Source organism: Roseobacter sp. SK209-2-6 (assembly GCF_000169455.1).
Taxonomy (GTDB): Bacteria; Pseudomonadota; Alphaproteobacteria; order Rhodobacterales; family Rhodobacteraceae; genus Pseudophaeobacter.
In genome coordinates, this window is record NZ_AAYC01000013.1 from 86,498 (window position 1) to 95,535 (window position 9,038).

11 protein-coding genes are annotated in these 9,038 nt (G+C 59.0%); 5 read left to right on the forward strand and 6 right to left on the reverse strand.

From position 1 onward, the window contains the following. The first annotated feature begins 63 nt into the window (after positions 1 to 63). From RSK20926_RS17835 to RSK20926_RS17845, 3 genes are all read left to right on the forward strand, one after another. On the forward strand, positions 64 to 447 hold the full coding sequence (locus RSK20926_RS17835) for a VOC family protein (RefSeq protein ID WP_008208867.1): 384 nt from the start codon (positions 64 to 66) through the stop codon (positions 445 to 447). A 302-nt stretch (positions 448 to 749) separates the two neighbouring features. Then, positions 750 to 1,220: a transcription elongation factor GreA gene (gene greA, locus RSK20926_RS17840; RefSeq protein ID WP_008208869.1), complete on the forward strand. Its 471-nt coding sequence runs from the start codon at positions 750 to 752 to the stop codon at positions 1,218 to 1,220. 100 nt (positions 1,221 to 1,320) lie between these two features. Next, the gene (locus RSK20926_RS17845; RefSeq protein ID WP_008208870.1) at positions 1,321 to 2,343 is read left to right on the forward strand and encodes a hypothetical protein; all 1,023 of its coding nucleotides are present in this window, start codon (positions 1,321 to 1,323) and stop codon (positions 2,341 to 2,343) included. A gap of 105 nt (positions 2,344 to 2,448) precedes the next feature. Here RSK20926_RS17845 and RSK20926_RS17850 read toward each other — a convergent pair whose 3' ends face one another. The 6 genes from RSK20926_RS17850 to fdhD all read right to left on the reverse strand — a co-directional run bounded on the left by RSK20926_RS17850 (position 2,449) and on the right by fdhD (position 7,883). Beyond that, the gene (locus RSK20926_RS17850; protein WP_008208871.1) at positions 2,449 to 3,063 is read right to left on the reverse strand and encodes a metallophosphoesterase family protein; all 615 of its coding nucleotides are present in this window, start codon (positions 3,061 to 3,063) and stop codon (positions 2,449 to 2,451) included. A gap of 9 nt (positions 3,064 to 3,072) precedes the next feature. Next, positions 3,073 to 3,918, reverse strand: a complete 846-nt coding sequence (locus RSK20926_RS17855; protein ID WP_037255658.1) for a DMT family transporter — start codon at positions 3,916 to 3,918, stop codon at positions 3,073 to 3,075. A gap of 146 nt (positions 3,919 to 4,064) precedes the next feature. Then, positions 4,065 to 5,321 carry a molybdenum cofactor synthesis domain-containing protein gene (locus tag RSK20926_RS17860; protein ID WP_008208873.1) on the reverse strand — a complete coding sequence of 419 codons (1,257 nt, stop codon included), beginning with the start codon at positions 5,319 to 5,321 and terminating at the stop codon, positions 4,065 to 4,067. 56 nt (positions 5,322 to 5,377) lie between these two features. Next, entirely contained in the window at positions 5,378 to 5,869 is a 492-nt protein-coding gene (gene mobB / locus RSK20926_RS17865) for a molybdopterin-guanine dinucleotide biosynthesis protein B (RefSeq protein ID WP_008208875.1), read from the reverse strand. Then, a complete protein-coding gene (mobA, locus tag RSK20926_RS17870) occupies positions 5,866 to 6,504 on the reverse strand; it encodes a molybdenum cofactor guanylyltransferase MobA (RefSeq protein ID WP_008208876.1) in 639 nt (212 codons plus the stop codon). The genes mobB and mobA overlap by 4 nt, the downstream gene beginning before the upstream one ends. Before the next feature lie 485 nt (positions 6,505 to 6,989). Continuing rightward, positions 6,990 to 7,883, reverse strand: coding sequence for a formate dehydrogenase accessory sulfurtransferase FdhD (fdhD, locus tag RSK20926_RS17880; RefSeq protein ID WP_008208878.1), 894 nt, complete (start codon positions 7,881 to 7,883; stop codon positions 6,990 to 6,992). 54 nt (positions 7,884 to 7,937) lie between these two features. Here fdhD and RSK20926_RS17885 point away from each other — a divergent pair, with 54 nt between their 5' ends. Beyond that, positions 7,938 to 8,678, forward strand: a complete 741-nt coding sequence (locus RSK20926_RS17885; protein ID WP_008208879.1) for an AzlC family ABC transporter permease — start codon at positions 7,938 to 7,940, stop codon at positions 8,676 to 8,678. Further along, complete coding sequence (locus tag RSK20926_RS17890) at positions 8,675 to 9,007, forward strand: AzlD domain-containing protein (protein ID WP_008208880.1); 333 nt, start codon at positions 8,675 to 8,677, stop codon at positions 9,005 to 9,007. The genes RSK20926_RS17885 and RSK20926_RS17890 overlap by 4 nt, the downstream gene beginning before the upstream one ends. Positions 9,008 to 9,038 lie beyond the last annotated feature (31 nt).

Here is a 9,038-nt window from a genome sequence, read left to right on the forward strand (position 1 = left end):
TTAGGTTTAGAAATTACGGTGAAGCGACTCAAGTCAAAACACGATTGAAAAAGGAGAAAGCAGATGAGTGCCATTCTTGAACATGCCAATGTCACCGTGACCAACCCCGAAGCCACCGCCAAGTGGATGCGCGAGGTTTTCGGCTGGCAAACCCGCTGGTCTGGAAACTCCATCCACAACGGATTCAGCCTGCATGTTGGAGGAGAGAACAGCTATCTTGCGCTTTATGCGCCGCCGGAAACCCCTGCGGAGCCTGGGAATAGCTACACGACCCGTGGCGGCCTCAACCATCTGGCTGTGGTGGTGGAGGATATCGAAGCCACCGAAGCGGCTGTCGTAGCTGCGGGCTTCACGCCAAACAGCCATGCGGACTATGAACCAGGCCGCCGCTTCTATTTCTGCGACCATGACGACATCGAATTTGAGGTGGTGCAATATGATGACTGAAGCCCTCTGGCTGGCAGCTCCGCGTTGCGCCTGGCACCGCTCTGCGCCTCTCACCGAGGCACGCGACAATTTGCCGAAACCTGCTGCCACAGCGGCAAAATTCGGCAAAATCCTCCAGTTGTCCGGATTTCCCCACTGGTTCAGGCTCGCTGCCTCTTGAAATTCATGCCCGGATTGGGTCAGGTATTTGTCAAAGTAAAGAAAGGCCCCGCTGCAGCACTGTAGCGGGGCTCTGCCTTTCGCAAATGCCAACAACCGGGCAGCCCAGCAGCGCCACCCGGTCCAAGACCTGGAAAAGAGATATGGAAAAGATCCCGATGACCCCAGCGGGCCACACCGCGATGGAAAGCGAGCTGAAGAACCTGAAGTCGGTTGAGCGTCCCTCGATCATTCAGGCCATCGCCGAAGCGCGCGAGCTGGGCGATCTTTCGGAAAACGCCGAGTATCACTCTGCCCGCGAAAAGCAGAGCTTTATCGAAGGCCGCATCAAAGAACTGGAAGGCATCATCGGTCTGGCTGATGTCATTGATCCTGCCAAGCTTTCTGGTTCGATCAAGTTTGGTGCCAAGGTCACCGTCGTTGATGAAGACACCGACGAAGAAAAGACCTGGCAAATCGTTGGAGAACATGAGGCCAATATTGAAGCGGGTCTTTTGAACATCAAATCCCCCATCGCCCGTGCCCTGATCGGCAAAGACGAGGGCGACAGCGTCGAAGTGCGCACCCCTGGTGGTGAGCGTTCCTATGAAATCCTGAAAATCGTCTACGCCTAGGTGAATTTAATGGCTCCGGTGCTGCCTTCTCTTTTGCACTAAGGCCTTTGTACTGTTAGCGTTCTTCTAAACGCCACTCTCTCATAGCACGAGTCGGACCATGACGCTCAAGGACCCTTCAAAAAGCGCTTCTTCCTCCTCTGGTCTCGGCTCTGCGACTGGTCAGGGAGACGCAGGGATCGGCAGCGCAGAGACTATTGCCATTGTGCTTTCAGTGCTCTGGCTCCTGGTGGTTCTTGCGCTTTATGTTCTGGCACCAGAAGGGCGTGGCATTACCCACTGGACGCCAAGCCTGCTAACGGCGCTGGCCATCGCACTGCCGCTGGTGATGATCTGGGTCGGGACTTCTGCCCTCAGATCTGCCCGGGTGATGCGGGAAGAGAGCCAGCGCCTGCAATCCGCGATCGACAACCTGCGCCACAGCTATCTCACCCATTCGCAGCAGAATGCTGCAGCGTCCGAGCCCTCTGTCAGCAAGAAACTGGAAGAAATCGCCGAGGCCACCCGCAAGACCGAAAGTGCCATTGCCACTTTCCAAAGCAGCCGCAGCGTCAATCCGACCCGCCCTGCAATCCCCGCCGAAGCCAAAGAGCTGGCGCAGGCAGATCAGGGCAGCCTGGCACTGGGTACCACCGCCGAAGATATCGCGCCTCCCCTTGCCTCGGATCAGTTCATCCGGGCGCTGAACTTTCCGGAAACAGCCGAAGACGAGGAAGGCTTTGCAGCCCTGCGTGCGGCACTCAAGGATCGCAAGGCTGCAAAAGTAGTGCAGGCCGCACAGGATGTTCTAACCCTGCTCAGCCAGGATGGCATCTATATGGATGACCTGCGCCCTGATATGGCGCGGCCAGAGGTTTGGCGCCAATTCGCGCAGGGCACGCGCGGCCGCGAGGTTGCGACCCTCGGTGGTGTGCGGGACCGGACATCGCTGGCGCTGACCGCAGCCCGCATGAAGCAGGACCCGATCTTTCGCGATGCGGCGCATCACTTTCTGCGCTGCTTTGACCAGATGTTCACCGGCTTTGAGACCGAGGCCAGCGATGGTGAGATTACCGCCCTGGGCAGCACCCGCACCGCGCGCGCCTTTATGTTGCTGGGTCGGGTTGCGGGAACCTTTGACTAGCCTTGTCGGCTGACAAAAACTATCTGCGTCTGGACCTTCCTTTTGCCTCCCTCCAAGGAGCTCTAGAAGGAGCACAAACTCACCGAAACGCGGATCACCTTCACATCACAGGGTAAACCAATTGGCCTTTGGACCAAGGTTGTGAACCCCCGTGGCGCCGATGACACCGCTCACCCCCCAGGCATTATGTATATGACCACATAGGCATAGGCTGGGGCCAAAGCGCTCAATGGCCTGACGAATGGATTGGCTGCCCTCATGGCGTCCATCACTTTGCTTATCGGCGATGCCATAGGGGGGCGTATGGGTAATCAGAACGGTTTTCTCCCTCACCAGCGGCTCCCTAAGACCTGCCAGCAACTCTTCTGCCTTCTGCTCCGTTTCACTGGCATTCCAGGCCTTCGGGTTGCGAGCCGGGACCTCTCCCCCTAACCCGAAGAAATCAATGCCGCCAAGGGTAACTGCCCCCCCATGCAAGAGATGGATGTGATCCCAGCCTTTGCAACATTGCTCTAACGCGCGCGGGTCATCATGATTGCCATGCACCAGAACAACCGGCACCGGACACTGCGCAAGCGCATGTACGACGGCTTCGCCCCCCCGCCCTTGGGTGGCAAAATCACCGCAGCCCACCAAAACATCCGCAGAGCCGCTCTCCTGTACCAGCGCCTCAGCAGTGGCGACATCGCAATGGAGGTCGGAAAAGGCCAGTATACGCATCTAAGCTCCTCACCGGGCAAAGCGCAACAGCGCCGCCCCCAGAAGAGTAGTCATGGTTGCGAGCAGTTTGCGCAGATCCAGCGGCTCTTTCATGACAAAAACTCCAATCAACAGGGCAAAGACAATACTGGTCTCACGCAGTGCAGTCACAAGGGCGATGGGCGCTTGCGTAAAGCTCCAGATCACCAGAGCATAGGCCGCAAAGGAAGCACCACCGCCGAACAGGCCAATGCGCCATGCAGGCCCCGCGATCTGGCGAAGCGCCCCACCCGGCGCATGCCAAAGATAGGCTAGCATCAGCACCACGTTGCCAAGCGAAAGCCAGGCATAAAACCCTAGCGCCGTTCCCGCCAACCGGGCGCCAAGCCCGTCGACCAGCGAATAGGCTGCGATGAAACCGCCGGTCACAAGAGCCAGCCATGCGGCATTGGGATTACTCTGCCCATCGGTCCGGCGAACCAGTGCCAGGCTGATAATCCCTGCGGCAATGATCAGCACAGCCAGGGCTTCCAGCTTTAGCATTGGCACCCCCAGGACAAAGGCCGAAAAGAGCGCCACGATCAAGGGTGCCGATCCCCGTGCCAGAGGGTAAACTTGGGTAAGATCCCCTAATCTGTAGGACTGCATCAGGAAGAGCTGATAGCCAAAGTGCAGAAGAATGCCGGCCCCGAGGTAGGGCAGGCTTTCCAGTTGCGGCAAAGGGGAGAAAACGATCAGCGGCAACGCAAAAGGCGCATGCCCCAGCACAACCGCGCCCATACTGACACGTTTATCCAGCCCGGATTTGACCAGAGAGTTCCACCCGGCATGCAGAAGTGCTGCCAGGAGAACCGCGACAAAAACCATAGCACTCATCCTGTCCCCTTTCTTCAAGTACCTGCCCCAAGTGACCAGGCAGTGAGGTTGCGCAGGTCACTCTAGCCGGAAAGGAAAGGGGAGAAACAGATTGCGAAAACACGTAGTTTTTTGCCGACCCTGCTGCGCCACTCTACATGCAGCCCCTACATTAGGAAGCTGCTGTAGGGGTAGAAACGAACCGGATCACCGGGGTTGATCTCCATTGCCCCATCACCCAATTCCACCAAACCCTCGGCCCAGCTCAGACCTGAAACCCGGCCCGAACCTTCGGATTTGAAAACCTCAGCACGCCCGTCACGCATGCGGGCGCGCAGGTATTCCCGTCGCCCAGGTTTCTTGCGCTTGGCAAAACCGGCGGGCACGTCAAACCCCTGTGGCTCTTGCCAGCCCGCCCCTGCCATCAGGCCCAGGGCCGGGCGCGCAAAGATCAGGGTGCAGACCAGGGCGGCCACCGGATTGCCCGGCAAGCCAAAAACGGGGCGCCCCTGCCACATCCCCAGGGCCAGCGGGCGGCCAGGTTTCAATGCAATGCGCCACTCCTGTAGGGCGCCTGCCTCTTTCAACAGAGCCGAGACATGGTCCTCATCCCCGGCAGAGGCGCCCCCACTGGTGAGGATCGCGTCTACCTTGGGAGCGGCCTCATCCAGCGTGGCGCGCAGACCCGCGCGATCATCCGGGGCCTTGCCCAGATCCACCGGTGCAAACCCCATCTGCCCCAAGAGCCCAAGGAGCATCACCCGGTTGGCGTCATAGATCTGCCCCGGTGCGGCGGGCTCGCCGGGTTCTACCAGTTCATCCCCGGTCGATAGCACCCCGACACGCAACGGCGCGCGCACCGCAAGCTCTGCAAGCCCGGTGGCAGAGGCAAGCGCCAGATCCGCAGGCGTCACCACACGGCCCGCCGCAAGGATGGCTGAGCCAGCCAATGCATCTTCCCCGGCTTTGCGGGTATTGGCGCCCTGCTTCAGCGGTCCATTAAAGGCGATCTGCGCACCATCACAGTTCACATCCTCCTCCAATATCACCGTATCCACCCCATCCGGCAGGGCCGCGCCAGTGAGAATGCGAATGGCATGACCGGCGGGCACCCTGCCCTCATATGGAACTCCGGCAGCGGAACGCCCCTCCACCAGTGGCAAGACAACTTCGCCTTCCCCCACGGGGCCGGCAAAGCCGTAGCCATCCACCGCCGTATTCGGCAAAGGCGGGTTGGAGCGCCGCGCCAGAGCATCCGCAGCCAGAACCCGCCCCAGCGATTGGGACAGAGGGCGAATTTCGCTCTGTGTCACCACCCCCAGACGGTCCCTGAGCAGCGCCAAGGCCTGGTCAACCGGCGTCCAATCCACCCCCGCAGGCAGGGCAAAACAATCATTGCTAAGGGGCGGCGGCTTCAAAGACATTTGGGTCAGTTCCCTGTGTGTATCGGGGTATGTGTATCGGGGTATTTCTTTTGGGATCAGAGCGCCAGTTCGGTGGCGATAAAATCGGCAATCGCTTTGGTATCATCCAAATCAAAGACCGGAAGGTCCAAATGCAACTGCACATCGCTGGCCACCGCGCGGATGCTGCTATTCTCCGGAGCAATCAAGGGCTGACCTGCAGCGGTTCTGTAGGCCTCAATCTTGGGATGCGCTTCACGCTTGAAGCCTTCGACCAGCACCAGGTCCACCGGGCGCAGCCGCGACAAGAGCTCGGTGAATGAGGGCACCTCGGCCCCGCGCAGCTCTTGCATGATGGCAACCCTATTTGGTGAGGCCAGCACCACCTCAGAGGCTCCGGCTTCGCGGTGCCGATGGCTGTCGGTGCCTGGTTGATCCACATCGGTGGTGTGATGCGCATTTTTCAGGGTCGAGACTGTCAATCCGCGCGTGGTGAACTCCGCCACCAGGCGCTCCATCAACCCGGTTTTGCCGCAGTTCTTCCAGCCGGTGACACCGTAGATCTTCATCGCAGCAACTCCTCTGCCCGCTTCAGGTCTTCGGGCGTGTTGACGTTGAAAAAGGGATCAAAAGGCTCGGCCTCAAATAGCGCTTCGCGCCCGCCGTGCCGGTCGGTCCAGAGCACCACCTTGCGCAAGCCCCCGTTCAAGGCCGCACGCAGATCATCGCGCAGGGCAACCGGCCAGAGACCAAAGGTCGGGTGGCGGTTGATCTTCTTGCCACCGCCGGATTTCAGCAACTCATCGCCAGTGCGCGGCGTGGTTGCCAGGACCAGAGGATGCTTTTGCCCTTCGGAGGCCGCAAGAAGGCGCTCCGCCAGATCTTCGGGAAAGAAAGGTGTGTCCGCAGCGGCGGTCACGATCGCCTCCGCGCCCTGTGCTGCGGCCCAATCGAGCCCCGCCAGCACGCCGGCCAAAGGGCCCGCATAGCCCTCGATGCTATCCGCAATGACCGGCAGGTCCAGATCCTTGAACCGAGCGGCATCGCCATTGGCATTGAGCGCCAGCCCAGACACCTGTGGCGCCAGCCGGTCCCGAACCCGTTCCAGCAAGCTTTGCCCACCGATCTGCAACAGCCCCTTATCGCCGCCTCCCATGCGGGTGGCGAGACCACCGGCGAGAATTATGCCCAAGGGTTTGGTCATGGCTGATCTCCTTCAACCTCAAACGGGCGGGAAAAGAGCACGGATAGTGCAAGGAAAAACAAAAGAAAAATGAAACCCTCCCAGCTCAGAAAGATCAAGATAAACGCAAAAAAACCCGCAAGGATGCCTGCATAGGCACAGCGGTATTTCTTCACCCGCTTTTGCAGCTCCGGGCTACCACCAATAGTTCCCGCGAAAAGGACCTTGTGCGAAACGGACCGGTTGAAAAAGGAAACGTTCAATTCCTGAGCAATGGGTCGCCAAAAACGAAACATGGCCCAAAATGACAAGGCACCCAGCAAAAGCAACGGCCCAAAAAACCACGACATCCCAGCCAATAGGCCAAGTGTATTCTCACTCATCGAACTCTCCCTTTCCCGGCGAAGTCAGGCAGCGCCCCTCCGCCCCGTCAAACCAGAGGTTTGCCTCTGGCAAAACGGCGGGCGTTTTGCCTCCACCTCCGGATGGGCTCTGCCTTGAATGTCTCATGCCGACCCTTTCCTGCGGTTTTTCTTTTCCTCCTGCGGCACGGTTCGGGGATCAATGTCCCGCTCCAGCCGCTCGTCACCGGAGAGACAGACAAATCTCTGCCCCTTCATGCGGCCAATGAGGGTCAGCCCTACTTGTTGCGCGATCTCCACCCCCCAGGCGGTAAAGCCCGAGCGCGAGGCCAGCACCGGGATGCCCATCATCGCGGTCTTGATCACCATCTCAGAGGTCATGCGCCCGGTGGTATAGAGGATCTTATCCTCAGCCGTGACGCCTTCGGAGAGCATCCATCCCGCGATCTTGTCCACCGCGTTATGACGGCCGACGTCCTCCATATAGACCAGCGGGCGGTCCTGATGACACAGTACTGTGCCGTGGATGGCCCCTGCCTCCAGGTAGAGCGAGGGCGTGCGGTTGATCTTATGCGCCAGCGCATAAAGCCAGGAGGCTTTCACCTGCACCTGGGGCAAAAGCACATCCTCCAGCCCCTCCATCATGTCACCAAAGACCGTACCAACAGCACAGCCCGAGGTGCGGGTCTTTTTCTGCAGCTTTTCCTCGTAAGAGGTCTCAGAGGCGGTGCGCACCACAACGGTTTCCAGCTCTTCGTCAAAATCGACACGCAGGATCTCCTCATCCGTAGAGAGCATTCCCTGATTGCGCAGAAAACCCAGGGCCAGGTACTCCGGGTAGTCACCTATGGTCATGGCAGTCACGATTTCCTGACGGTTCAGGTAGATCGTTAGCGGGCGCTCTTCCACAACCGAGAGGGAAACCGGCACCCCGTGCTCATCACGCCCCTCGACAGCCCTCGTCAGCCCTGCACGACCAGGGTCTGGTGCGATCAAATAGTCGGAAAGAATTTCCGACAGGTCAGATGATTTTACCAATTGCGAAACTCCGACGCTCTGCCTACCTATTGGAGGTGAATTTAGGACGCGCGCATGTCAATCACCACCACGAAATCGGCATTCTGGAAAGGCTTTCGCGATAGCGCGCCTTTTCTTTTGGTATCGGGATCTTTTGGCCTTTTGTTTGGGGTGCTGGCAGGGGAAGCTGGACTAAATGTCCTTGAGGCTTTCACTTTCTCCACAGCGGTTTTTGCCGGATCAGCACAGTTTACCGCTTTGCAACTCCTCCAAGAGCAGACGCCGCTTCTGATCATCTTGATCTCAGCCCTAGCGGTAAACCTGCGCATGGCGATGTATTCCGCATCCCTCACCCCCTATCTGGGCGAGGCCCCTCTGTGGCAGCGGGCCTGTGCGGCCTATCTCACGGTGGATCAGTCCTATGCGCTGTCCATCGTGCAATTCGAAAACGCTCCAGAAATGACCATTGCCCAGCGCATGGCCTATTTCTTTGGCACAAATGGCTTGGTCGCCCCCTGTTGGATGATCACTACTCTGATCGGAGCCACGGTCGGAACCCAAGTCCCAGACAGCTGGGGGTTGGATTTTGCCTTACCCCTGGCTTTCCTGGCGATGATAGGGCCGATGCTGCGCACACCTGCCCATATGGTTGCTTGTTTTGTCGCGGTTGCGGTTTCTCTTCCTGCAGCGCTTTTGCCCTTTAACCTTGGCCTCATTGCCGCAGGGCTTGCGGGTATGATGGCAGGTGCGCAGGCGGAACTATGGCTGGAGCGCGCCGCAGCCAAGGACAGCTCTCAGCAAGGAGCCGCGCAATGAATGGTTTTGACAGCTTTCAGCTCTGGTTCATCATTGTCGGGTTGGCACTTGGCAGCTTCGGTCTGCGATTTGCCTTTCTTGCCTTTATGGGGGGGCGCAGCCTGCCCCTCTGGCTGATGCGACATCTGCGGTACACGGCGGTGGCGATCATTCCCGCGCTGGTTGCTCCCATGGTGATCTGGCCCACACCAACGGGTGGCGAAATCAGCCTACCGCATCTTGCTGCTGCCGTACTGACCTTTGCGACAGGCGCCTTGACCCGCGATGTGCTCTGGGCTCTGCTCGTAGGAACTATGGCCTTCTTATTGCTGTTCTTGTTTGCAAGCTAACAGCCAAAAGAAAACCGCCTGTGGTCTCCCT